At 36.9% G+C, this 23,533-nt stretch carries 23 protein-coding genes and 1 other annotated feature; of the genes, 6 read left to right on the top strand and 17 right to left on the bottom strand.

Going from position 1 to position 23,533, the window contains the following annotated elements; genetic code table 11:
- Nucleotides 1-50 precede the first annotated feature (50 nt).
- Nucleotides 51-1,937 (top strand): FtsX-like permease family protein, encoded by a 1,887-nt coding sequence (locus AC4PID_RS04455; protein ID WP_492134363.1) that lies wholly within the window; start codon nucleotides 51-53, stop codon nucleotides 1,935-1,937.
- Nucleotides 1,938-2,031: 94 nt separating this feature from the next.
- On the opposite strand, the gene AC4PID_RS04460 is transcribed toward AC4PID_RS04455, so the two are convergent.
- From AC4PID_RS04460 to AC4PID_RS04490, 7 genes are all read right to left on the bottom strand, one after another.
- Entirely contained in the window at nucleotides 2,032-2,610 is a 579-nt protein-coding gene (locus tag AC4PID_RS04460; protein WP_492134364.1) for a hypothetical protein, read from the bottom strand.
- Nucleotides 2,611-2,643: 33 nt separating this feature from the next.
- On the bottom strand, nucleotides 2,644-3,588 hold the full coding sequence (locus tag AC4PID_RS04465; protein WP_492134365.1) for an ROK family protein: 945 nt from the start codon (nucleotides 3,586-3,588) through the stop codon (nucleotides 2,644-2,646).
- A gap of 21 nt (nucleotides 3,589-3,609) precedes the next feature.
- Nucleotides 3,610-5,244, bottom strand: coding sequence for an HD domain-containing phosphohydrolase (locus AC4PID_RS04470; protein WP_492134366.1), 1,635 nt, complete (start codon nucleotides 5,242-5,244; stop codon nucleotides 3,610-3,612).
- On the bottom strand, nucleotides 5,241-6,917 hold the full coding sequence (locus AC4PID_RS04475; RefSeq protein WP_492134367.1) for an ATP-binding protein: 1,677 nt from the start codon (nucleotides 6,915-6,917) through the stop codon (nucleotides 5,241-5,243). Before AC4PID_RS04475 ends, AC4PID_RS04470 begins: the two co-directional genes overlap by 4 nt.
- 85 nt (nucleotides 6,918-7,002) lie before the next feature.
- Nucleotides 7,003-7,566, bottom strand: a complete 564-nt coding sequence (locus AC4PID_RS04480) for a DNA-3-methyladenine glycosylase I (protein WP_492134368.1) — start codon at nucleotides 7,564-7,566, stop codon at nucleotides 7,003-7,005.
- A 135-nt stretch (nucleotides 7,567-7,701) separates the two neighbouring features.
- On the bottom strand, nucleotides 7,702-8,550 hold the full coding sequence (locus AC4PID_RS04485; protein WP_492134369.1) for a 4Fe-4S binding protein: 849 nt from the start codon (nucleotides 8,548-8,550) through the stop codon (nucleotides 7,702-7,704).
- 27 nt (nucleotides 8,551-8,577) lie between these two features.
- Entirely contained in the window at nucleotides 8,578-9,429 is an 852-nt protein-coding gene (locus tag AC4PID_RS04490; RefSeq protein WP_492134370.1) for a MurR/RpiR family transcriptional regulator, read from the bottom strand.
- Nucleotides 9,430-9,569: 140 nt separating this feature from the next.
- On the opposite strand from AC4PID_RS04490, the gene murQ reads away from it, so the two are divergent.
- Complete coding sequence (murQ, locus tag AC4PID_RS04495) at nucleotides 9,570-10,469, top strand: N-acetylmuramic acid 6-phosphate etherase (RefSeq protein WP_492134371.1); 900 nt, start codon at nucleotides 9,570-9,572, stop codon at nucleotides 10,467-10,469.
- A 23-nt stretch (nucleotides 10,470-10,492) separates the two neighbouring features.
- On the top strand, nucleotides 10,493-11,911 hold the full coding sequence (locus AC4PID_RS04500; RefSeq protein WP_492134372.1) for a PTS transporter subunit EIIC: 1,419 nt from the start codon (nucleotides 10,493-10,495) through the stop codon (nucleotides 11,909-11,911).
- A gap of 167 nt (nucleotides 11,912-12,078) precedes the next feature.
- Here the strand turns inward: AC4PID_RS04500 and AC4PID_RS04505 are convergent, their stop codons facing one another.
- Entirely contained in the window at nucleotides 12,079-12,993 is a 915-nt protein-coding gene (locus tag AC4PID_RS04505) for a YncE family protein (protein ID WP_492134373.1), read from the bottom strand.
- A 147-nt stretch (nucleotides 12,994-13,140) separates the two neighbouring features.
- Here AC4PID_RS04505 and AC4PID_RS04510 point away from each other — a divergent pair, with 147 nt between their 5' ends.
- Nucleotides 13,141-13,683 carry an NfeD family protein gene (locus AC4PID_RS04510; protein WP_492134374.1) on the top strand — a complete coding sequence of 181 codons (543 nt, stop codon included), beginning with the start codon at nucleotides 13,141-13,143 and terminating at the stop codon, nucleotides 13,681-13,683.
- Nucleotides 13,684-13,695: 12 nt separating this feature from the next.
- On the top strand, nucleotides 13,696-15,168 hold the full coding sequence (locus AC4PID_RS04515) for a flotillin family protein (protein WP_492134375.1): 1,473 nt from the start codon (nucleotides 13,696-13,698) through the stop codon (nucleotides 15,166-15,168).
- A 78-nt stretch (nucleotides 15,169-15,246) separates the two neighbouring features.
- Here the strand turns inward: AC4PID_RS04515 and AC4PID_RS04520 are convergent, their stop codons facing one another.
- From AC4PID_RS04520 to AC4PID_RS04530, 3 genes are all read right to left on the bottom strand, one after another.
- On the bottom strand, nucleotides 15,247-16,797 hold the full coding sequence (locus AC4PID_RS04520) for a diguanylate cyclase domain-containing protein (RefSeq protein ID WP_492134376.1): 1,551 nt from the start codon (nucleotides 16,795-16,797) through the stop codon (nucleotides 15,247-15,249).
- 68 nt (nucleotides 16,798-16,865) lie between these two features.
- Entirely contained in the window at nucleotides 16,866-17,234 is a 369-nt protein-coding gene (locus tag AC4PID_RS04525) for a GIY-YIG nuclease family protein (protein ID WP_492134377.1), read from the bottom strand.
- A gap of 106 nt (nucleotides 17,235-17,340) precedes the next feature.
- The gene (locus tag AC4PID_RS04530; protein ID WP_492134378.1) at nucleotides 17,341-17,820 is read right to left on the bottom strand and encodes a DUF6530 family protein; all 480 of its coding nucleotides are present in this window, start codon (nucleotides 17,818-17,820) and stop codon (nucleotides 17,341-17,343) included.
- A gap of 223 nt (nucleotides 17,821-18,043) precedes the next feature.
- On the opposite strand from AC4PID_RS04530, the gene AC4PID_RS04535 reads away from it, so the two are divergent.
- Nucleotides 18,044-18,895 carry a GNAT family N-acetyltransferase gene (locus AC4PID_RS04535; protein ID WP_492134379.1) on the top strand — a complete coding sequence of 284 codons (852 nt, stop codon included), beginning with the start codon at nucleotides 18,044-18,046 and terminating at the stop codon, nucleotides 18,893-18,895.
- 3 nt (nucleotides 18,896-18,898) lie between these two features.
- Here the strand turns inward: AC4PID_RS04535 and AC4PID_RS04540 are convergent, their stop codons facing one another.
- From AC4PID_RS04540 to AC4PID_RS04565, 6 genes are all read right to left on the bottom strand, one after another.
- The gene (locus AC4PID_RS04540; RefSeq protein WP_492134380.1) at nucleotides 18,899-20,482 is read right to left on the bottom strand and encodes a M14 family zinc carboxypeptidase; all 1,584 of its coding nucleotides are present in this window, start codon (nucleotides 20,480-20,482) and stop codon (nucleotides 18,899-18,901) included.
- 15 nt (nucleotides 20,483-20,497) lie between these two features.
- Nucleotides 20,498-21,124 carry a transglycosylase domain-containing protein gene (locus tag AC4PID_RS04545; RefSeq protein ID WP_492134381.1) on the bottom strand — a complete coding sequence of 209 codons (627 nt, stop codon included), beginning with the start codon at nucleotides 21,122-21,124 and terminating at the stop codon, nucleotides 20,498-20,500.
- A 98-nt stretch (nucleotides 21,125-21,222) separates the two neighbouring features.
- Nucleotides 21,223-21,555 (bottom strand): hypothetical protein, encoded by a 333-nt coding sequence (locus AC4PID_RS04550; protein WP_492134382.1) that lies wholly within the window; start codon nucleotides 21,553-21,555, stop codon nucleotides 21,223-21,225.
- A gap of 59 nt (nucleotides 21,556-21,614) precedes the next feature.
- On the bottom strand, nucleotides 21,615-21,872 hold the full coding sequence (locus AC4PID_RS04555) for a hypothetical protein (protein WP_492134383.1): 258 nt from the start codon (nucleotides 21,870-21,872) through the stop codon (nucleotides 21,615-21,617).
- Nucleotides 21,873-21,971: 99 nt separating this feature from the next.
- The gene (locus AC4PID_RS04560; RefSeq protein WP_492134384.1) at nucleotides 21,972-22,538 is read right to left on the bottom strand and encodes a PAS domain-containing protein; all 567 of its coding nucleotides are present in this window, start codon (nucleotides 22,536-22,538) and stop codon (nucleotides 21,972-21,974) included.
- Between the two features lie 74 nt (nucleotides 22,539-22,612).
- Entirely contained in the window at nucleotides 22,613-23,125 is a 513-nt protein-coding gene (locus tag AC4PID_RS04565; protein ID WP_492134385.1) for a tryptophan transporter, read from the bottom strand.
- A gap of 155 nt (nucleotides 23,126-23,280) precedes the next feature.
- Nucleotides 23,281-23,516 (bottom strand) — a binding site (T-box leader).
- Between the last annotated feature and the right edge of the window lie 17 nt (nucleotides 23,517-23,533).

Here is a 23,533-nt window from a genome sequence, read left to right on the forward strand (position 1 = left end):
CTGCCTCAAATCTAAAGAAAAATGGGCGATTATTTGCTCCCTACATTCTTATGAACATCGGCATCATTACCATGTTTTACATTATGCATGCCATCTCTGTAAATGAAGGTTTAAGCCAAATGCCTGGTGCAGATGCCCTTGCATTCCTTTTAACCTTTGGCACATATGTCATTGGCATTTTCTCAGCGATCTTTATCTTTTATACCAATAGTTTTTTGATTAAAAGGCGAAAAAAAGAGATTGGTTTGTACAACATTCTAGGAATGGGAAAACGACACATTGCAGTTATGCTGATGATTGAAACCATTCTTATTGCCCTTTTATGTATCGGTTTAGGATTAATCTCAGGGATTGCTCTAAGCAAACTCATGTTTCTAATTCTTTTAAAAATCCTTGGCTTTACAGTGTCACTAAGTTTTTCTGTGTCTCTCTCAAGCGTTTCTTTAACCTTTACCTTTTTTGCAATTGTGCTCTTAGTAACACTCGTTTATAATCTTGGGCACATTCATCTTTCAAATCCGATTCAGCTTTTGAAAGGTAGTAATGTTGGTGAAAGAGAACCAAAGGTCAAATGGATTATGGCATTACTTGGTTTTATCACATTGGGTATCGGCTATTTTATCGCCAATACAGTTGAAGCACCATTACAAGCTCTCTTTACCTTCTTCATAGCAGTTGTTTTAGTGATGATCGGTACCTACTTTATCTTTATTGCAGGTAGCATCGCGATCTTGAAGTTACTGAAAAAAAACAAGCAATTCTACTACACAATTACCCACTTTACATCTGTTTCTGGAATGATTTATCGTATGAAACAAAATGCAGTAGGTCTTGCGAATATCTGTATTTTAAGCACTGCAGTTTTGGTTACACTCTCTACAACAGTCTCACTTTACATCGGTATGGAGGATATGATTGATAATCGTTTCACTTCAGATGTAACCATATCGAGCTATTTACAAAATAGTGATATTCAACAAAAAGTTCAAAAACTAGCTAATAATGCTGCTGTTGATAACAATGTAGAGCTAATCGATTTTTACCAGTACCAGACACTAACCTCTACTTTTGTAAAAGATGGAATGGCACTCAAAACACTGGATTATTATAACGTAGATTCAAATACAGTCTACGTTTTATATGTAACTGCAAAAGATTATAACCAAATCTATAACGCTAACTTATCACTCAACGACAATGAAGTTGTACTCGTCTCAAATAATGATAAATTTAACTACCCACAACTTCTAATAGATTCTGTTAAGTTCGAAGTTGTTGATGAATTAGATCAATTTGCTGATTTTAAGAAAACAAACGACCCATTAAACAATGAAATGCTCATTATATTTAGTAATGAGCAAGTAAGAAATCATGTGTACTCAAATTCGAGTAAAAATGACGACGTTGAACCGTTAAGTTATACTAGTTTTAATATTAATGGTGCTTCATCTGACGAAATTAAGTTTAACGACTCACTTCAACGAGAAATTAATAGTATTTCTCAGACCTATATGTTTAGCAAGCAAAACACAAGAACAGACTTCGTCTCCGTATACGGTGGATTTTTCTTCTTAGGCATTTTCCTTGGGTCATTGTTCTTAATGGCGACAGTGATGATTATCTACTATAAACAAGTCTCAGAGGGCTATGATGATAAGCTTCGCTTTGAAATCATGCAAAAGGTTGGTATGAGTGTCGATGAAATAAAAAGAACGATTAACACACAGATCATCATGGTGTTTTTCTTGCCATTGCTATTTGCGATGATACACATCACCTTTGCTTTTAAAGTGATTACGCAACTATTGGCACTCTTTGGTTTCGCTAACATTTCACTCTTTATCCTCTGCACCTTTGGTACACTACTGGTATTTGCTTCAATCTATCTTGTGGTTTATCTTCTAACAGCTAGAACCTATTATAAAATTGTTAAATAAAACCTTATGCCTTTAAGTCTTCAGTAATTACCACTAATAAGATACGGTTAACAAAAATTAAACGCCATGGCTCATGCTCCATGGCGTTTATATATTATTCTGGATAATATTGAATGCTCTCCAAGTCGTCAATTTTGTATTTTAATGTAACTTTCAATGGCATAAATGCCCCTAAATTTAGTCGCTTTGAGTTAGGCACTTGTATCTGAATTAGATGATCACCTTCAGCTACACTTATTTCTGATAGTATTTCACCTGCTTTATTTTCAAAGTAAGCCTCATTCACATTAGTGATTATTTCTGAAAGCGATTTGCCACCTGAGCTATTCACTACGATGGTATAGACGTCATCGGAAGCCATTTCTATCTCAACTCCAAAATCTGCAATATTTTGCTCATCAAAAGGGTTGAGTACAAGCTGAACATCCAAGTATTGTTCATCAGCACTTCTATTAATCGCTTGAATCGAAATTGCATCTGTCTTGTATAAATCTGTTGCATATTGATCGATAATAATTCTACCGTCTTGAACTTCTAATGGTTGTTCACTGGTCGTCTCTGTATCCAATATAATTGGATTAATGAGCTGTGTTCTTAAAAATAATCCTACAATAACAATCGCAATAATCACCAAGATGAGATCAATCAACTTCTTCTTTTGATATTCAGTCATTTTACGCCTCTCCAAACAATTAGTCTGAGACTATTATAACATAACTTTGGAAAGTTCATATGCACCAAAAACGCCGGCATCATCACCCATTTCAGAGATTCTAAAAGATACATCCCCCATCAGCCCTGGCATCGCATGTTGCTTGGACTCATCTATAATTTTGCCAAGCAATACTTCTCCCAAGGCTTCTATGATACCGCCACCTAAAATGATCACCTGAGGATGATAAAGATTGACAAGTGTGCCTATGGCAATCCCAAGGTATCTGGCACAGCGATCAACCGCCTCAATACCTACAGCATCTAATTGATCATATGCTTTTCTTAAATCAGAACTTTTAAGGACAGCCCCTGATTCATTTAGGGCATCCTCAAGTATCGTCTTTCTCCCTTTTCCGATTTGTTTCATAATGTACTTTTGGAGCGCTGTTTTTGAAGCATAAGCCTCGAGACAGCCCTGTGCGCCACAGCCACAATACGCACCATCAGCGTTGACAACCATATGTCCAAACTCACCTGCACTCCCCTGACCAACGTAGAGTTTGCCATCTATGATGCTTGCGCCACCTATACCAGTGCCCACAAAAACACCCAGTACATTTTTAATTTTTTCATCTTTTAAATGCTTGTATTCGCCGAACATCGCAACGTTGACATCATTACCAATATAAGTAGGTACTTGATATTTATCAGAGAGAAGTCCTGATAGATTAAAATCTCTAAATGGAATATTCGGCGAAAAAGTAACCACACCACTTTCATTTATAATCCCTGGAACGCCGACACCTATGCGATCTATTTCCACTTCATTGCTCTCTAATAAATTGTCAATCACTTTAAAAACTTGACTAATTACAATTTCAAGCCCTTCATTCGCTTTGGTCTTTTTCTTTTCTCTACCAATTACATCTCCATTTTCATCGTATAAAACACCCAATATTTTGGTTCCGCCAATGTCTAGTCCTAAAATTGCTTTCATTCTAACCTCCGTTTGCTTCATTTAATCATGTCTATTTTCTTTGCTCTTTTCAAGTTGTTCGTAATGCTCGAGTACTTCGATTATCTTATCAAAATTCTCAATAAATACATCTACTATTCTCGGATCAAACATAAGCCCACGTTGTTCAATAATATAAGTTTTAGAAGCTTCTATTGACCAAGCCTTTTTATATACACGATCATGAGAGAGCGCATCGAATACATCTGTAATCGAGACAATTCTAGCGTATATTGGGATTTCTTCACCTACCAATCCCTCTGGATAACCAGTACCATTCCATTTTTCATGATGATAATGAGAAATTTGCTGAGCAAACTTCAATAACTGATGATTGGATTTATTAAAAAGCTTACTACCAATGGTGGTATGGGTTTTAATATACTCAAACTCCTCAGTCGTTAATTTACCCGGCTTAAGTAACACGGAATCTCGAATGCCTATCTTACCAACATCATGCATCATACTGGCAATCTTAAAATCTCGAAGCTCAGACTTTTCAAATCCAATTTCTTTTGCGATGATTCCAGCAATTTCTGAAACTCTATAAACGTGTGTACCAGTTTCACCATCTCTCGCTTCAACGATGCTACTCATTCTACTTAGCATTTCATATAATGCTTCATCCGTATCTTGTTCCAGTAAAAAATTATCTAGTGATAAGGATAGGTTTTTTAGAAAAAGGTTGATAAAACTCTCATTTTCTGTCGTTATTTCTCCATTTATAATATAAATATAGCTCTCTGTATGACTTTTAATTGTGGGTTTATGTATGCCGAGATAAAATTGCCGTGTATCATCAACCTTGTTTAAGCATTCCTGATTTGCCGTTTTATTATTAGTATCATCAAAGCAACTCTTTAAGCCGAGGATCTTTTTGATCGCTTCCAAGTTTTCGTTTATATAGGGCTTGAAATCCCCGGTAGCTGCGATAACGCGATAATCACCTTCATGTGTAATTAATCTACCATTTTCAAAATGTCTATTGACTAAAACCAATGTGTTTTGGGAGTTAATCAAGGCCACTAGCTGTTCTAATATACCATTTAAAAAATTTGAAAGTCCTAAACTCTCGTAATTGAATAGCAAACTCGTCGAATGAATTACTTTTTCAAGTCCCAGCTTATAGGAATTAATTTTCATAATATCTCTATAGTTTCTAAGACACCCTGTTACTGCACTTGAAAGGCTTGTCGCAGTTAAATCCGTCTTAGCTCTATAATCATTGATATCATAATCCAGCATGATCCGCTCTTCAGGCGCAAGCCCTGGATGCCCAGTTCTTAGAATAATTCTAACCCGGTCATTGTTAAGGGTTTCTCTGACAATCTTCACAAGTCTAAGACCCGCATCGTCAGTCTCCATAACGACGTCCAAAAGCATAACGGCAACATCTTCATGAACCTCTAAATAATCAAGCGCTTCTTTCATCGAATATAGATGAATCAATTGAACCGATTGGTTTTCAAAGCTCAAATTTCTTAGAGACAATTTTGTAATCTGGTGCACAACTTCATCATCATCCACCACTAATATCTTATAGCTATGAACTGCTTTGCTCTTTGCTTTTGGATTTTCACTTATAAAATCTAACGCCAAGCTATCAGGATCTAAAGACATTTTTTTTAGTGTATTCATTGATATCCCTCTTCTCTAAACCTGCAAATTTGCAACTTAAACTCAGTGTACTTTTCAACTTCACTTTGACAATTAATTTTTCCTTTTAACTTATTCACAATAATTTGGTAAACAATGTTAAGTCCAAGTCCGCTACCGCCCCCTGAACGATTTGTAGTATAAAAAGGATCGAAAATTCTGCCGATGTGCTTTTCTATGATCCCTTTACCAAAATCCTTGTAATTTATGACTAATATGTTATCTTCCACTTTTCCCTGTATAATGATTCTCACTGAATCGCCCAAATCGTATCCATGTACAAAAGTGTTGACGATTAGATTAGTGAAAACCTGTGAATAATCACCTGGATCGCCATATAGCAGTTCATGTGGTAACTCATTAATAAATGTTGCATCATATTTTTTACTTAAATAGCCTAAACTAACCCACAAATCATCAATATAATCATCCAAATAGAAGGCTTCAATAATGTTCGCACTTTGATAGACAGCAACTCTTTTAAAGCTTCGAATGATCTCAGCTGCCCTTCTTAAATTAGTATCAATTAGCTCAATGAGCTCTGTATTAATTTTGATATAATCTATAAAACCTTCTTTACTCAATTTCCCATCTTCAATATTTTTCATCAACTGCTCATTCTCAAGTAATATTTGACTACTTCCAGTGATACAAGCACCTAGAGGTGTATTAACTTCATGTGCAACTCCTGCAATAAGAACGCCAAGAGAAGCTTGTTTCTCAGATTCAAGTAACTTTTCATAGGTTTCTTCAAGCTGTTGAATGGTCGCCTCAAGATTTGCAGTTCTGTCTTTCACTTTCATTTCAAGTTCTTGATTCAGCATAAAAAGATCGTTTTGAACGTTTTTAAGACTTTGGTACATGTGCAAAATATGCTCTTCCGTCATTAACCATTCGTAATAGCGTTCATTATGAGTTGGAGTATAAGGCCACCCTCGACCAATCGTTTCTATTGCCACAAACAAACGCTCAAATGGTTTAATAATACCACTGTTGATGCTCTTTAAAAAAGTTAAAATCAGAATAAGCTCCATAAATAATACAAGATACATGGTTACTTTAACTCGGCTGACATGATGTTCCGCATCCGTTTGAAGCAAGGTCACAATTTCATCTGTATGTTTTAGCAAGGGTTCATTTGATCTAATAATATATAAAATTGCTGTATCAATTTCCTCTTGCCATACGGCATCATTATGCTTATTTAAATGATCATCTAAAAGTAAATCCGAGTGTTCAATAATTGTGTATACTTCTATTTTAAATAATTCCCATTCTTTATGTAATTGATCTAGTACTTCTAGATGATGTGAAAGAGGTGGCGTTGAAACATATTGTCCATTTAAATCTGTTTCGCCACCTGTCATAAACATATTAAGCGTGTTTTCATACAAGGTGCTCGAGGTCCTTAATAATTCGATTATTGACATTCGCTCAGTATCAGATATCAAATCGCTATCGATGATCATAACCGATTTAGTCATCCTCTGCGTAAGCATCCTTTGACGTCCAGCTAAGTTCACCAAAACAGCATCATAATTCTGTTGATCAATTGCAGAGTTGATAAAAAATACACTTAATATAATTAATACCCCATTTAATAACACCAATAGGATGAGCCTCTTACGAATGGATTTGTCTTGAAACCATTTCATTCGATCCCTCCTCAAAAGTTCTTAAACCATTATTACCCCATAGAACATTCGTTACGCATATGAAACACGTTTCATAAAAAGGCCATTAGGTATTTCGACAAAAACAGTCAAGTGTATGATCATTGACAACGCCAACGGCTTGAAGGTAAGCGTATATAATCGTTGAGCCTACAAAACTCATCCCTCTTTTTTTGAGATCCTTCGATATCAAGTCAGACAAACTGGTCTTTGCAGGGACTTCAGCAAGGCTTACAAAATGATTCAAGACTGGTTCATAATTCACAAATTGCCATAAATATTTATCAAAAGACCCATATTCCTTTTGAATTTCTATGAAAACTTTCGCATTTTTGACCGTTGATTTTACTTTTAATCGATTTCTGATTATGCCTTCGTTTTGAAGAAGCGCTTCGATTTTAACGTCATCGTATTCAGCGATCTTATTTACATCAAACTCGTCAAAAGCATTCCTGTAGTTCTCCCTTTTCTTAAGTATGGTCTCCCAAGACAAGCCAGCTTGAGCCCCTTCTAATATGAGCATCTCAAATAATTTTGTATCATCGTGAACCGGAATGCCCCATTCTTCATCGTGATATGCAACATATAAAGGATTTTCAACATTTAGCCAAGCGCATCTTACTTTTGTCATTACATTCCTCCTAAATAGTGAACAATAAAGTATCGTTTCATTATACCCATTTTATCCTCGTTTTATCTTACAATTCAATGGTACAAAAAAGAACAGAGTTTAAGATGCACTATCTTATTCACTCTGCTCCGTAGATTAACTCGTTGTAAATATCGTTATTGGACGATCAATCGCAATTAGTGCTTCCTCTAGTTCGTGCTTATGCTTTAAGAAATTTTCATCATTAAATGCTTTTGCACCTACAGGACACCCTTTCACACAAGCGCAACATTTGATACATTTTCCAGTTATTAGCTTATAATCAGAAGTTGAAATTGCATCCATCGGACATAAACTCGCACACACCCCACATGCTGTGCAAGTTGCATTCGTCTCTGGTTTGATCTTAATAAAATTAAAAGGTAATCCGTTTGCATCTATTGGTCGATAATAGGGCATTAATTCAGTTTGATCATCTAGACGATTTAACTCTAAAATTTCAATTTTTCTCTTTTTCACAATTGGGTCTAATTGAATGGTTAAATCAAGCCTTCTAGAATAGTTAACCTTACTGATTACCTCTAGCGTCTCACTACAGGGTTCATCTTTTGCGAGCTGACTTGAAAAGGAATGTTCGCAAACCGCACAAATTACCTCTTTAATAACAAATCCTCTCTCTTTAAATAGACGATAGGCTTCCTTTGGCGCATCATCAAAATGTCGATTGCCATATCCAAAAACCAAATAGACGGATGTTTGATGTCCGCTATAGCTTGATAGATACTCTAATAAAAGGTTGGGAACCCTTCCTGCATATACCGGTAGACCGAGAATCAAACTATCCTCTTTTAAAAAAGATCGACTGTTTAGGTCTCTATCCGACGGCTTTGTGAAAGAGCGATAGACAACGGACTCATTTTCAAGTTCAGTAACCAACTGCTTTGCCTTTGCAAGGACGAGTTTCTTGACGCCACCGGTTGGGCTAAAATAATCTACATATAACATTTTGACTCCAACTTCTATTAATATTTATTACTTTCCTGTCTTAAATGCTTTGACGATGTTGCTACTTTCTGTAATGAATTGAAGTGAATCTTCTGATGAACGCATTACCATCATTATGAAAAGAATGTCGATAATCGTCAGTTGTGCAATTCTTGATGCAATTGCAGACGATCTTGCGGTGTTCTCTTCTGCAATTGCATATAAGTTGATATCAGATAAGTCTGTTAAGGAATTTTTTGAGTATTTTGAAAGCGAGATAATCTTTGCCCCTTTACGTTTTGCTTGTTCTGCAGCAACGAGTATTTCTTTGCTTTCACCTGTATAAGATACAGCAAATACAACATCTCCCGGCTTTAAAGTAGCAACTGCGGCGAGTTGAACATGACTTGATAAATCGAAGATAACATGCTTGTCAATTTTAAGCAGTTTATGTGTAAAGTCCATCGCTACTAAAGCAGATGCACCAATTCCTAAAATGACAATTTTCTTTGCCTCTGACAACCACTCTGATGCTAGCTTTAACGTTTCAGGTTGATTGATCTCCATTGTTGCATCGATCGCATTTTTTGAATTATAACCGATCTTTGTAACGATGTCTTCGGGTGAGTCCTCCAGAGTAATTTGATCGTGAACCATTTTACCCTTAGGACGTTTAGTAGCTGCTTCATTCATAGCCATTTTGAAATCGCTGTAGCCTTTGTAGCCCAACTTTTGACAATACTTGACGATTGCAGATTGGCTAACGCCAATCGCTTTAGCCAACTCAACTGAAGTTAGCGACTTTGCTGTATGAATTTGATCTATTATAAAATCTGATATTTGATTCTCACTAGGTGTTAGTTCCGACCTCATATGGTCGATTCTTGTAAAACATGACATAAGCAATCCTCCTATTGGAATATTTTATCACAAAAAAACGCATTTGATTATCACAACTAAAGAATATTTTATTTTATTTATCGTTGACACAGAGAATATTTTATTATATATTAAAAACAAGAAACACTTTGGAGGTTTCCATGAATTTAAAAACTTTAAAAACTGAGCAACGAAACCCACTGACAGAAGACATTGATGCACTTGATACTCTTTCTGTTGTCAGGTTGATGAACTCAGAAGATAGTAACGTTATAACCGCTGTTGGCTCTCAATTGGAATCGATAGCCAAAGCAGTAGACATTATCGCTCCTGCACTCAAATCCAATCACAGATTGATTTACATTGGAGCAGGAACCAGTGGTCGTTTGGGTGTACTAGATGCCTCTGAATGTCCACCCACCTTTGGCACAGATCCTAGCCAGATATTAGGATTAATCGCTGGTGGTGACCATGCACTTCGCAATGCAATGGAAGCCGTTGAAGACAATCGTGACCTAGGTGTAAATGATCTAAAAAACATCCATTTAAATTCAGGTGATGTTGTGGTCGGCATCGCAGCTAGTGGTAGAACGCCTTATGTACTGGGGGCAGTTGCTTACGCAAAGTCTATCGGTTGTAAAACCATAGGTGTTTTATGTAACGATGATGCGCCTTTGATCGATGCAGTAGATATCCCAATTCCTTTGGTCGTTGGACCTGAAGTCGTTACAGGCTCAACTCGACTTAAAGCTGGAACTGCACAAAAACTCGTTCTCAATATGCTGACAACTGCAGCTATGATTAAAAATGGAAAAGTATTCAAGAACTTAATGGTTGACGTTCAGGCGACAAATATCAAACTCGTTGAACGTAAAAAACTAATTGTTATGGATGCGACTGGTGTTGAAAGATCTGTTGCAGACGAAGCATTAAAAACAACTGGCGGCAATATAAAACTTGCAATTGTCATGTTGTTGGGAGAGGCAACGTTATCTGATGCAGAAAAGGCATTGGAAGCGTCACAAGGTAATGTGAGAGAGGCACTTAAAGCCTTAATCTAAAAAACTGTTCAAGGGGGAACATTATGAGCAACCAAGAATTGTTAAGCAAAATTGTCACCTTGTTAGGCTCAGAATCAAACATTGAGTCTATGGCAAACTGTATGACACGACTTAGAGTTAAAGTTAAGAATCCTTCCCTAATCCAAAAAGATGCGATTCAAAACCTCGAAGGCGTTCTCGGTGTCGTTGAAGATGAGACTTTCCAAATCATCGTTGGTCCTGGAAAAGCAAACAAGCTGATGGAACTTTTCAAGACGTCTTATTCAACTCCTACTTCTAAAGCTGACGAAGATTGGAAATCCAACAAAGAGAAAGTTCAAAGCAAAAACAAAGGTAGTAAATTTAAGCAAGGTCTTAGAACGATTGGTGAAATCTTTATTCCATTACTTCCCGCAATTATAGCAGCCGGTATTTTTAATGGCTTTGCCGGTTTAATTACAAATCTCCAAAACACTGGCAGTTTACCTGCAAGTGAGACCTGGAATATTATTAGGCTTGTTCTTTCATTATTAGGCGGCGGTTTCTTAAGTTACTTTATGATTTTCACTGGTATTAGCGCTGCAAGAGTGTTTGGTGCAACTGAAGCTCTTGGTGGTATGGTTGGCGCCATGACGGTCATGACTCAAATCGATGAAATCTCTAAAATCATTGGCTTATTTAATGAAGATTCACCACTTAACTCAATTCTCAGAAATGGTAAAGGTGGGGTTATCGGTGTTATCGTAGGGGTTTATCTTCTCTCTAAGATTGAAAAAGCCGTCAGAAAACGTGTTCCAGACGTTCTAGATCTAATGTTGACACCTATTGTAACCTTATTAGTCGTTGTCGCTTTATTATTAGTTGTGATCATGCCCGTTACTGGACTGTTATCCGACTGGTTAGTACAAGGATTAGAATTGTTAGTTAACTCTTCAAACCCTGTGGTAAGTATACTTTCAGGCTATGTTCTTTCAGCACTCTTCTTACCAATGGTTTTATTAGGACTTCACCACGGTTTGATCCCAATTTATGCAATTCAGCTTGAAGCAACTGGTGGCGTTTCATTATTCCCTGTACTTGCTATGGCAGGTGCTGGTCAAGTTGGAGCGGCTATCGCGATTTACTTCAAGGCTAAAAAAGTTAAAAATCAAAGACTTGTAAGCGTTATCTCCGGTGCACTACCAGCTGGCTTCCTAGGCATTGGTGAACCATTGATTTACGGGGTTACATTACCACTTGGTAAGCCATTTATCACTGCAGGACTTGGTGCTGGTTTCGGTGGTGCTTACGTCATGCTACAAAAGGTAATGTCTACAGCATGGGGACCATCAGGGTTAACTGCAATTCCATTGATGCAGCCTAACTCGATGCTCAACTATTTCATTGGGCTCGTCGTATCCTATATTTTTGGTTTCATTATCACAGCAATCTTTATAAAAGAATCTGAAGTGGCTAACGTTTAATACGTTAATCATAAATTCTAAAAATTTCTCTCCTGATTTTTTTAGAAGCGCGCAAAAAAGGAAGGTTCCCAAAAACCTTCCTTTTTTTTATTCATTTGCATTCAGTCAACTTATTAAAAAAAGATTAACTATCGTTCGCTTAACAAACACTTACTTCAAAAGCATTTCTAGAGTAGAATTGCCATACCATCCGGATGTATCCCGACATCAAATCGATTGATCTCTTTAAGTGTAACCATATCAATCACAGAGATATCATTTGTCTTATTATTTGCAACATATGCCTTTGTACCATCCTTAGAAAAGACAGTCCCACCAGGCCATTTACCAACTGGAATTCTCTTAATTTCCCAAGGTCTTGTCATACCATTAATCTCTTGTTCAGTCATTATGACACTTAAATCATCTGACTCACGATTGGGAATGAGTGCATATTTCCCGTCGGGAGAAAATACGACTCTTATAGGGCATGTACCAAGCCTTCTTTTCCATAAAACTTCATGTGTTTGTGTCTCTATAATTAATAGGTTGTTATCCTCTTGATTGGCTACATATAACCATTTACCGTTTGGATGGACCGCGACGCCTTCTGGTCCCCTACCTACCCCAATCACAGATAACACTGAAAGGGTATTGCCATCTAAAACGCTGATACTATCACTGCCAATATTCGGTACGTATAGGGTCTTTTCATCTGGTGTAAGCGCAATCATATGCGAATGTACTTCACCAGTTTCGACTACCTTTACGATCTCATTTTTATCTGTATCAATTTCAAACACACAAGCACTATAAGTTGACGCGCAGAATAGACGATTGGACTGAGTCATACCGACGCCATGAGGAAAATCAAATTTTGGATGTTTGATTCGATGTGTGATTTCAAGTGTTTCATTATCGATGACATCTATTGTATTACCTAGCGAACAGCTCACATATGTCTTTTTCTGGTCAGAGGAGACAACTACCTCATGTGGATTATGATCGGATACAATTTTCTTTACCGTCTCTCCAGTCTTGGTTGAAACAAATGATATGGTATCTTCATCTTTATTTAGAACAACTAAAATTTCTGATTTCATAGGTCTCTCCTTTTATTTCGGCTTACGAATTAATTATATCATATCTTTTACCCGACTTTGCTATGGTTAATTAATTATTTTTTAATGGGCTTTTAAGGATACTTTTCTTTATCTGTGTTAACCTTATAACAAAAGGAGGTAATACTGATGGAAAAATTCTACCTTTATGTGGCAGTTCCTGCATCATTATTACTGATCATTCAGTCAATCATGACGTTTCTAGGACTGTCAGGAGATATAGACACTGACTTTGATGGTGATGGAGATGTAGAAATGACTGGTGAAACAGGATTAACCTTATTTTCATTTAGAAATTTAGTCGCTTTTTTCACCTTCTTTGGTTGGAGCGGGCTATGGTTAATCAGCTTAAATGTTAAAGCCTTATGGGTCGTTTTAATCTCAGTCATGGTTGGTTTTGTCTTTATGCTGATCTCAATGAGTTTGTTTTTCCTAGTCAGTAAAATGCAGCGAAATGGTACGATTAATTTAATGAACGCTATTGGACAAAAGGGAAATGTTTATATCACAATCCCGGCAAAACGTCAAAATTACGGTAAAGTTATGGTTGTTGTTCAGGGGGCTTTAACTGAAATAGAAGCGATTACAGATGATGATGAAACGATAAAATCTGGTAGCACTGTTGAAGTTATTGCCGTTGAAGGTAATCGTCTTATCGTAAGAAAAATATAAGGAGGCATATACATGTTAGAAAATTCTCAAGGTTTGATCTTCATCTCACTAGCGGTTCTCTTTTTCTTTACACTCTTCGTAGCACTCTTATCTCGCTATAAAAAGTGTCCTTCTGACAAAATTCTTGTCAAGTACGGTTTAGTGGGGTCAAACGATCAAGGAATTAAAAGCGCTAAATGTATCCATGGTGGTGCAACGTTAGTGTGGCCAGTTATTCAAGCCTATGAATACTTAGACCTCACGCCTATCTCAATAGAGGTCAATCTTCAAAATGCACTATCAAAGCAAAACATCCGTATCGATGTACCTTCGCGCTTCACTGTAGGGATCAGTACAGAACCAGAAGTAATGCAAAATGCCGCAGAACGTTTACTTGGTCTTAAGCTCGCTGAGATTCAAGAGCTCGCGAAAGACATCATCTTCGGTCAATTAAGACTTGTCGTTGCAACTATGGACATTGAGGAAATCAATACTGACCGCGATAAGTTCTTAGAAGAAGTATCTAGAAATGTGGAATCTGAGCTTAAAAAAATCGGTTTAAGACTCATCAACGTTAATATTACCGATATTAGCGATGAATCTGGATATATCGATGCACTTGGTAAAGAAGCCGCTTCAAAAGCAGTCAACGATGCTAAAATCTCCGTTGCACAAAAAACAAGAGACGGTTCTATCGGTGAATCACAAGCAGTAATGGACCAAAGAGTTAAGGTGGCTGAAGCAAATGCACATGCAGTAGATGGTGAAAACCAGTCAAAAATCAAAGTTGCTGAATCAGATGCTGCGAGACGTGAAATGGAAGCCATCGCAAACAAACGTGCGGTTGCCGCAGAAAAGATTCAGCAAGCAAAAGCACTTGAAGAATCATATGTCGCAGAAAGAGCTGCTGAGATTGCGCGTGCTGAACTTGAAAAGGCAACTAGAGAAGCGGACCAATTGGTACAGGCACATATCGATAAACAACGTGCTGAAATCGCAGCTGAAGCAGAAGCAGAAAGAATTCGCCGCCAAGCTAAAGGTGAAGCAGACGCAATTTACTTAAAGCTTGAAGCGCAAGCTCGTGGTATCAATGAAATGCTGATGAAGCAAGCAGAAGGTTTCGCTGCTATCGTCAATGCAACTGGTAGCTCTGAAGCAGCAATGCGTCTTATGATTGTCGATAAACTTCCTGAACTCATCGAAAAACAAGTTGAAGCAATTAAAAATATTAAAATTGATAAGGTTACCGTTTGGGATAATCTCGGTGGTGATGAAGGTAAAACCAGTACGGCAAAGTTCCTATCTGGCATGATGCAATCCATCCCGCCACTCAATGAACTCTTTGATATGGCTGGGCTTGAAATGCCAAGTTATCTTGGTAAGGAAAAAGGATCTAGCACCCCTTTTACGCCTGTAACTGCAGAAAACGTTACAAAATCTGAACCGACGGAAGTTGCTTATGAATCAGAAGCGATGGACGAAGTGACTGTTTCAGACGAAATGTAAGCCCATAAAAAACCTGATGTTGGCGAAGGAATTTTCCTATTACCAACATCAGGTTTAATTTTTATTATACATTCAATATCAAACGCCATTTTTTCGACAGATGTTTGCACAGTCCTTACCCGTTTTTTTAGACAGGTAAAGTGCAGTATCTGCTCTTGCCAAAACTTCTTTATAATCAACATCTCCTGGTTCGAAGAAAGCGATCCCTATACTCATGGTAAACACCAGATCCTCAAGGTCTTCAAAAGGTTGTCTCAACTTAAGTGCACTTTGTAGCTTTGTATCATACCCTTCAAAGTTATCGGGTCCTAGACCTTCTAAAACCAGTAAAAACTCTTCGCCACCCCATCTGTAAAGTCGATCCGACTGTCTGACATGATCTATTATGGTTCTCGTAAAGCAGCCAAGTACTTTATCGCCAGTTTCATGTCCATAGGTGTCGTTAATTAACTTGAAGTCATCTAAGTCCATCATAACGATGGCAATCGTTTGTTTCATTTCACCACTAATATATCGCTTCATGTATTCTGATAAATCTCGAATGCCTGCACGTCTATTTAACGCACCGGTAAGTGGATCAATCATCGCCTCAGCAATCAAGTTTCGCTTAATTCTACTGTTGTACCATCGATCAAGCGCAATTAAAAAACCAATTGAGAGTGATGATAATACTAAAATCAAAATAACAATCAGTTTAATCAAAGCATTTATATGTGCTTCACTTTTCTGAGATGTAATCGTCAGGTATTCACTTATATCGTCCAGATGGACGCCCATAGATATTATCCAGTTAAAATCAGGATACAGCTTTGAATAGGTTAATTTTTCTGAAATCACATCTGAAGATAATTTCTTAAAATAGTAACTATAAAAAATTGAACCTTCCCTTTTTACCCCCTCAAGCTCAGTTAAATACGGATGATTACCTTTGATATCAGTTGTATTTGTAGAAAGTAAAGCGCCTTCAGTATCAATTAAGTTAGGATGAATCAAACGGATTGCATAATTATCCCCACCTGAGTAATTGAGGATCTCATTTACCCAAATATAGGAATCATCTGCATAACTTGAGTGATGTAGTTCATCTTTAATTTGATTGATCACTATAGCATCCAACGCTTTTCGTCTCACACCTATAAATACATGGTATTGATCCAAAGTTACGATTTCGAATCTCTCATATTCGGATTTCATTCTCATCATATTGGCTTCTAAATCCAGTGGATAGATTAAGTCGGATTTATTGGCATATATCATGGAACCAGTGGTCGTATCTATGATCATTGCATCGATAATATGAACACTGGATTCCGCATTGAAATAAATTCGCATCCATTCTTTGAATGCCTCTTCATCTTCTATCTGCCCAATATAAGAAAGCGTCTGATCTATAATTTTATTATAGTCAGAACGCGTTTCTTTCCGTAATTCTTCTATTCTTAATACAAGATTATCAACGGTATCTCTCAGGTAAACTTTCTTAAGATCCAAAAGCCCTTCAGTGCCAGCATCCTTGTAAACAGCATCAATTTTATTAATCGTCAAATAATAAATAACCCCAATAACGCTACACATTATTAGTACCATGGTTATAATTATCAGTCTATAATTTAGATTTTCTCTCTTCATAGATACCTCTTTTAAATAGAGCTATCTAATTATTACCTCAATATAAGAAAATTATTCAGAAACGTTGCTTATCTCTTATACTGTCTGATGCCATTTTCTAAAAACTTGTCTATCCACAGTTCTTTTAAAATCTCAAGCTCATCCTTATAGTCTTTATCAGGCACATCCTCGTCGTACTCTAATTCCTCTAATATCTTAATCTCAAATGCTGCTTCACCGAATACCTTCCAATCCGCGAGCAATTCTCTATAAGGGTGAAAGCCACCACGCAATTTAACTTGGTTGCCATTTATTGCAGCTTTTAAATTGGGTGCAGCCTGAATCAACACCTTTGGTTCTTCAGTCGGTAAAGTTTCTAAGCCTATAAGGAACACCCCCATCGGATGTTGCATCACTTTATAAGCTTCTATCATTTTCTTTTTATCACTTTTATCCATTTTATATCTCCTTTTCGGTCCATTTGAGTAGCACTGATACTGATGGTGAATCATCAAAAAGTGTTGATTGTTTTAGATAGACCTGCTTTGAATTGTTTTGACTTAATCAATAGCCCATATCCTTTAGAATTCTTGAGAGCATTTTAAGTCTCTCCGAAATCAGTTCATCATCTTGACTCAATGCTTGTGCAAATAATTTAATATCCTCTTCAATAAAAGGATTCTCGATATCAACCGTTGGCCTTATGGCATCCCCTTGTAGACCGATGGTATCAATCTGTGGATTTTCAGGATCGTATAGTTTCTCATGACGATACGCTTCCATAAAATATTGTTTTGATCGAGCGATGAGTATAGAAAGATCGAGTACTCTATGAATTGGCATTTCTTCTGATTGTCTCGACCACTTTTCACCGGTATAGCGCCAGATTTTTGCTGAAATATCTACTTTTCCTCTTTCATTCCACTGGGCTAATCCAAGCGATATGCCTTTTGCATCAGATCCATAAGCGAGTTTGCCATCTATCTTATCGTAATCCTCTACGACAATTACTGGTTTGTGTTTGAGTTGTCTTGGTATTTTCATATGACCTCCATTTTAAATTTATATTGTTAAGTATCTCAATATGTCACAGGTTAGAATCTATGTGTCCAGTTCAGATCACTTAATACAAGTTTAAATTTAGTAAATTAGTAATTTAGTAAATTACTAATTTGACAATAAGATATCATAAAACCAACTTTGTGTCAATTGTCTCATTGAATGGTAGTCATTTTGATGGTATTATGAAAAAAAGTTAGGAGGTAATATGAAGCTTTTACACCAGTTAACCGAAAAAGAGGTTTCAGAAATCAAAGATTTAGCACAGCAATGCACAGCTATTGATCATGCAGTCCATCCCATACATTATGGTGCAAATATCAACCTGAACCGTGAAATGCCATGTTACCTTATGATGTATACCGACGAACGACTCATCGGCTATCTTAGTATTTTTGCGATTAACGCATTTGAAGGAGAAATTTGTGTGATCGTACATCCTAGTTACAGACTTAAATCCATCGCTACAGAGCTCATCAATAAAGCAAAAAGCATTTTAAGAGAATATAATTACAAGCAGATTTTATATGTCCATAATGGATTTTATGAAGAAGGATTGAGATGGATCAATAAGATGCTATTGAGACATCATCATACAGAATACACGCTTTCCTTTGACAAAAATACTGAAATCAAAAGAGCAACGCGCTTGTTAGTAAGTAAGGCCACACCTTCAGATGCTTATCGCGTCGCTCAAATTAGCGTCAACGCCTTCGAAGATGATTTCGAACCAGCACTTTCATACGTGAATGCCTGCTTTGAACTGGAAAATAGAACCGTTTATTTAGGTAAGCTCAATTATGAGCCGATTTGTACTTTAGTCGTTGGCGATGACAACGGAGAGCTCTCCATCAATGGCGTCGCTGTCTTAAAGGAACATCAAGGAAAGGGTTTTGGCAAAGAGTTTATCAATGAAGTGTTGCATCAAATTAATGCCAATTATCACGATGTGCAAATAGACGTCGATCATACCAACCTTGGTGCTTATGAGCTCTATAAAAAAATTGGTTTCAAAGAAAAAAGCGTCACAGGCTACTACGTTGAGCCCATTGACGCTTGAAAGTTATAAATCTAAAAATACGGGTTGTCCTGTAATGGTAAATTCATATGCATTTTCGTCTACACCCAATAGTTGAGCTGCGAATGCGAGTGGTACCATCAATTTTCCTTCATATATAAACGGCGATGCTTCAAGTTTGACAGTATCGTCGTTTTTATCTGTCACTTTATAATCGCTTAAGTTTACCTGAAAGTTTTCACTTTGGTTTTTAGCAATCACACTAGAACTTTCTTTGATATAGATAACTTCGTATCCAATTTCGGTCAATAATGTTTTAAAGGGAACGTAGAGTGCACCTGAAGTACCAACAATTGCCCCTGTAAGTGTTAAATCTGCGATTTGAACCTCACATCGTTCACTTAAATACAGACTTGGCTTGCCATCGTATCGATAGACCTCACCACTCATGCTTTCTGCAATGGCCTTTGCATAATCGAAATTAATCGCATCTGTAAAATATTTGCCATCAATATATATTTTATAGGGTAGATAACCACTTTGCTTGGTCGCTTCTATTACTCTAAGCGGAACATATGCAAGGTTATGCCCTTCATATTCAGAGCGATACGTACTGAGTGAGGTAGGAAAGTTTAGATCACTTGTGGTTTCTATGGTAAGAGCGGGCTTCATTTTCTGATTAGCGAAATAGCTGGTTGCATAGCCAACCAATACCTCCCCGTCATTTGAGGATGATGGTTCACTTAGTCTATAATCTGTAATCATGGCAACCAAATTCGCATACTGTGTGTTTTCATTTAAATAAGTAGACCCAAGTGCGGTTATTTTATAATAGATCACTTGTCCCATACTATGAAAGGCAAGGAATGCTCTAAAATCATATCGGTCCATATATTGTGCGACGAGCTGAGACTCCATCTCTGAAAAAGGTGATTCACCCCCGTAACCAGCTAAGGATGGCTCTTGCTCTTCATTTTCAGCCCTTAGCTCCCACTGATCGATCCAAGTTTGGCTTTCAATATTAAAGTATCGATCATCATAGTTTCTATTTAAATCCACGCCACTTAAATTGGATTTGATACGGTGGAAAAGTTCACCTTCAAACCGACTAATAAAAAGTGACCGTAAATCCAAGTCCGATATACTTGAAGTACCAAACTTTGAAACGTCAAATCCATCTGGATTTACTAACGGAATAAAGTGAATCACACTGGTCTTAAGGAGATCTCTTACATCTACATCAGAAAGAGTATCGTCTACATAATAATCATGTACGTAATCCTCAATCATCTTTAGAATTGCAACCGGATTATAGGTCTCTCGACCATGTGTTCCCGCTTCAACTAGAAGATGTGTTTTATCCACGTAGTCAAATTCAGATTTTTCAAAAACGCGATAAGAAAGTCTAACCGCATAGATTGGATTACCCAACTGCGTTTCGCCCAATATCTCAAGCTCTAAAATATAAGGGTATTTATCAACCAATTTCTGAGCCATCTCAAATATTTCTGTTGAAGACGCGGCGTAGCCCGCTTCAAACGAAATGATTTCATCAAACCCATATGAAAACTGTGTCGAAACAGTGAATACAACTAAAACAATTAAGACTAATGCTATGATTTTCTTCAATAGATACCTCGATTCTTACTCAGAACCTTTCTCTAAAAGCGCATTGGGATTGTAGTAATTTGGACTCTTTAATGTATAGACTAGCGCTGCACTTTGTTCATCCGTTAATGCGAGGGGTTCAATGCCATAATAATGATTTGAAGCTTCACGGATGCCATAAGCACCTTCGCCAAAATAAGCGATATTCACATACATTTCCAAAATATCCGCTTTCTCATATTCCTGCTCAAGTTCAAAGGCGACGAACAGTTCGGCGACTTTTCTCTCATATTGCTTTTCAAATGAAAAATACATGTTTTTTGCCAGCTGCTGAGTGATACTACTACCACCTTCAACCTTTGCGCCTGCAAGAAAGTTCTTGATAAAAGCTCTTGCTGTGGAAGACAAATTGATGCCAAAGTGTTCATAAAACTTGCGATCCTCTGATGCCACCACCTGCACTAAAAAAGTAGGCGCAATCTCATCTATAGATGCATATGTCGGATCTGCTTTTAAGGATGCGACTTTTTCAGTAAGTGGTACACCTTTGACAGCGTCCTTATACATTTGATACCCACTTAATACGATTGGTGTCACTAAAATTAACGTAACAATGATCAAAATGCCGATTAATCTAGTTAAAAATCTCACTCTTTTTTTCATATTAACCCTCTTGCAAACGATGCTTATGGTTCTCTATGCATCGGTTAAAATAAGTCAAACCCGTTATTAACGGGTTTGAGGTCTAAAGCTTCATTAAATTAAACATTATCATGTTCGATAACGAGTACTTTATCACCTAACTCAATATCGACATTTTCAAGTGCTTTTACTATCGGCTCATTAGAGTTATAAGGAATCTCTAGTAAAACGATCTTATATCCTTCTGATAGATATTTTAATATATTATTTTGGTACCATTCAAGATAGATACATACTCTAGAATCTTGGTCAAACTGGCGACCATAGGTACAATAGTTTACCAAGTCATCGGTTTCATCAATCATTCGAATGCTATACTCGCTAATTTTCGCTTCAATTTCTGGTTCAACATCTTTGTAAGCTACAGCTAAAATGGTGTATTTATAATTCATGTCAACCTCCACAAAACTTTCTTAAACTCATATTACCACTTTGTTAAGTTTAAATCAAGCTAGCCATTCACTCTTCTATAAATAGCATCTGCAATGACTTTACTCACCCTTGATAAGATATAAGTTTCGACGTCTGTATTGGTACGATTGATTTTCACCGAATCAAATCCAACACAACCAATTAGCTTACCGTGACTATACATCGGTACGGCGATAGTACTAATAATTTCATGCTCAATAAGAAGTGTTTTAATCCTATCTGTTTCGGGAAGCACATTTGCATTTTGAATATAAACGGTCTCACCTTTTTGATGCATTTGAAGATAAGGACTATTGTAATGTATCGGCAAATTTTGAATGCTGTTTTTTTTCGGCAGAATGCCTTCCTCACACCACTCGTGGGTATTGGTGAAAGTTTACTGTTCTAAGTCATAGAGCATAACAAATGCACGATCTGCATAAACTTTCTTTCCAAAGGATTCTAAAACCGACTCAACTCTTTGATCGAATTTTGGCGTACTCACATCTGAAAGCCCTAAATAGGTTTTCATAATCTGTCTTTCCACTTCTGCTCTTAATTCCAACGTTTGATTGAGTGATTCAATTGTCTTTTGAAGTTCTATATGATCCGTTAATTCGATAAAAGATGCCACAAGGAATATTGCTTCGCCTCCTTCTTGTTCCAAACAAACAAATCTGCCTTCCGTTTTAATGAGTCGCTCCTCATCCGTATTAAAGACAACTTCTAAGCTAAATCGCTCACCTTTACTTGCCTTCTCAAAATTATCCTGGCATAACCATTTTGAATAAGGGTTAATCATTTGCCATAAGCTATTATAGATGACATCGTCAAAATTTAGATGCATGCTCTTGAACATTGGATTAGCGTACAGTATATTCCCCTCTAGATCGAGGATAATAACTGGTTCTATTGAAAGCTCACAATATTCAATTAGATTTAGCTTTAAATTTAAGTTCCCCATTTCGGTCTCCTAGAATTTTGTTTACTGCTAGTAATATCTTCTATTATAACCGAAACCGCTTCATTTCTCTACGACTAATTGATAACCGCCTTCGTTGAGCCCATTGCAATTTTTGCTGCTTTGTAAACAAATATTGTAATGACTGCATTTGTTAGAGCAGTTGGTATAACAATACTCGTCACAAGGATGCCAAGCGGTGCAGGTAATCCTACAATTAAAAGTGCTGATGTTAAAAAGATCATGCCACTTACAAAGGTGCCAATTAAGCCGATAAATGCTGATTTTACATATTCATTTTTATAGTTTTTAAGCAGCTGTACCAAGGCCAAAATTAGGATTGCAGTAACGAACTTATCAATAAGGTTTGGCAGTTGTCCTCCTGGGAAAGTTGTCGTCATTGCTGTTAAGATGCCACTTAGTAGTCCTGCTAGAAGTGCATTTTTAAAAGTCGGTAAGATCATAATAGCGATAAACATAAACGTTAACATTAAATCAAATTTCATACCAAATACACCTGGAACAACTGCATGTAATACAAAACCCATTGCCAACAAAACTGATGTTAAGATCATACTTTTTAATTTCATAATAAATTCTCCTTTAATTTTAATCGTATTATGGCGATGCCATCCATCTTCTAAATCATTTGTAGGTTCGATTTTCTCGATTAGCGTTCACAACATGCAGTCACCTCCTTTATTGATGCTATTTTAAAAATAAAAAAACCGCTTACTCCTTATAAATAAGGAGCAAACGGTTAAGTTCGCGGTACCATCCTTCTTGGAATGTAACATTCCATCTCTATCGGATACAAACATATCCTACCTCGATAACGTGAGGAAACGGCAAAGGCTACTTCAAAATGGTTCACCTCGCATCTCATAGGGCCATTCACAGTACCTTGATATACCTTCTCCCACCAACGAAGGCTCTCTTTGATATCACAGTAAAGCTACTCTTCCTAATCCATGATTTTGAAAATTTAATTACTCTTT

It is taken from the genome of Fusibacter sp. QWL-12, from assembly GCF_058683495.1.

What these genes read in the sequence shown, in the direction of transcription:
- AC4PID_RS04455 (WP_492134363.1), top strand. Translation starts at nt 51, where the DNA reads ATGAACATCGGCATCATTACCATGTTTTACATTATGCATGCCATCTCT.
- AC4PID_RS04460 (WP_492134364.1), bottom strand. Translation starts at nt 2,610, where the DNA reads ATGACTGAATATCAAAAGAAGAAGTTGATTGATCTCATCTTGGTGATT.
- AC4PID_RS04465 (WP_492134365.1), bottom strand. Translation starts at nt 3,588, where the DNA reads ATGAAAGCAATTTTAGGACTAGACATTGGCGGAACCAAAATATTGGGT.
- AC4PID_RS04470 (WP_492134366.1), bottom strand. Translation starts at nt 5,244, where the DNA reads ATGAATACACTAAAAAAAATGTCTTTAGATCCTGATAGCTTGGCGTTA.
- AC4PID_RS04475 (WP_492134367.1), bottom strand. Translation starts at nt 6,917, where the DNA reads ATGAAATGGTTTCAAGACAAATCCATTCGTAAGAGGCTCATCCTATTG.
- AC4PID_RS04480 (WP_492134368.1), bottom strand. Translation starts at nt 7,566, where the DNA reads ATGACAAAAGTAAGATGCGCTTGGCTAAATGTTGAAAATCCTTTATAT.
- AC4PID_RS04485 (WP_492134369.1), bottom strand. Translation starts at nt 8,550, where the DNA reads ATGTTATATGTAGATTATTTTAGCCCAACCGGTGGCGTCAAGAAACTC.
- AC4PID_RS04490 (WP_492134370.1), bottom strand. Translation starts at nt 9,429, where the DNA reads ATGTCATGTTTTACAAGAATCGACCATATGAGGTCGGAACTAACACCT.
- murQ (WP_492134371.1), top strand. Translation starts at nt 9,570, where the DNA reads ATGAATTTAAAAACTTTAAAAACTGAGCAACGAAACCCACTGACAGAA.
- AC4PID_RS04500 (WP_492134372.1), top strand. Translation starts at nt 10,493, where the DNA reads ATGAGCAACCAAGAATTGTTAAGCAAAATTGTCACCTTGTTAGGCTCA.
- AC4PID_RS04505 (WP_492134373.1), bottom strand. Translation starts at nt 12,993, where the DNA reads ATGAAATCAGAAATTTTAGTTGTTCTAAATAAAGATGAAGATACCATA.
- AC4PID_RS04510 (WP_492134374.1), top strand. Translation starts at nt 13,141, where the DNA reads ATGGAAAAATTCTACCTTTATGTGGCAGTTCCTGCATCATTATTACTG.
- AC4PID_RS04515 (WP_492134375.1), top strand. Translation starts at nt 13,696, where the DNA reads ATGTTAGAAAATTCTCAAGGTTTGATCTTCATCTCACTAGCGGTTCTC.
- AC4PID_RS04520 (WP_492134376.1), bottom strand. Translation starts at nt 16,797, where the DNA reads ATGAAGAGAGAAAATCTAAATTATAGACTGATAATTATAACCATGGTA.
- AC4PID_RS04525 (WP_492134377.1), bottom strand. Translation starts at nt 17,234, where the DNA reads ATGGATAAAAGTGATAAAAAGAAAATGATAGAAGCTTATAAAGTGATG.
- AC4PID_RS04530 (WP_492134378.1), bottom strand. Translation starts at nt 17,820, where the DNA reads ATGAAAATACCAAGACAACTCAAACACAAACCAGTAATTGTCGTAGAG.
- AC4PID_RS04535 (WP_492134379.1), top strand. Translation starts at nt 18,044, where the DNA reads ATGAAGCTTTTACACCAGTTAACCGAAAAAGAGGTTTCAGAAATCAAA.
- AC4PID_RS04545 (WP_492134381.1), bottom strand. Translation starts at nt 21,124, where the DNA reads ATGAAAAAAAGAGTGAGATTTTTAACTAGATTAATCGGCATTTTGATC.
- AC4PID_RS04550 (WP_492134382.1), bottom strand. Translation starts at nt 21,555, where the DNA reads ATGAATTATAAATACACCATTTTAGCTGTAGCTTACAAAGATGTTGAA.
- AC4PID_RS04555 (WP_492134383.1), bottom strand. Translation starts at nt 21,872, where the DNA reads ATGCATCAAAAAGGTGAGACCGTTTATATTCAAAATGCAAATGTGCTT.
- AC4PID_RS04560 (WP_492134384.1), bottom strand. Translation starts at nt 22,538, where the DNA reads ATGGGGAACTTAAATTTAAAGCTAAATCTAATTGAATATTGTGAGCTT.
- AC4PID_RS04565 (WP_492134385.1), bottom strand. Translation starts at nt 23,125, where the DNA reads ATGAAATTAAAAAGTATGATCTTAACATCAGTTTTGTTGGCAATGGGT.